Origin of the sequence: Weissella sp. DD23 (assembly GCF_001579105.1) — a bacterium.
Classification (GTDB): Bacteria; Bacillota; Bacilli; order Lactobacillales; family Lactobacillaceae; genus Weissella; species Weissella cibaria.
In genome coordinates, this window is record NZ_KQ970512.1 from 1 (window position 1) to 276 (window position 276).

General features: G+C 46.0%; 1 protein-coding gene. It reads left to right on the forward strand.

Translation table 11 applies throughout. The features are described from left to right. A partial coding sequence (locus WEIDD23_RS12520) for a helix-turn-helix domain-containing protein (protein ID WP_197458917.1) occupies positions 1 to 276 on the forward strand: 276 nt, incomplete at both ends.

Here is a 276-nt window from a genome sequence, read left to right on the forward strand (position 1 = left end):
GAGTATCGACAGCAATCAATAATTTGGGCGTTGTTAGGTGAAATTTTTGCTGAAACATTTGTTTCATATGAAGTGTTTGCTGAAACACATCACACAACCGTACCAATTGCCAGGGCGACCAAGAAACAAATTGCGTTGGTTTTGGCACGGGTGGGAATTACATTAACCCGCCACAATGCGTTGATTGGTGACGAAACGACTATTCGCGTGTTCTTCTTTGGTCTCATGCGGGAAGCGTACGTTGATCAGGAGATTCCGTTTCCGGCGGAGATGCGG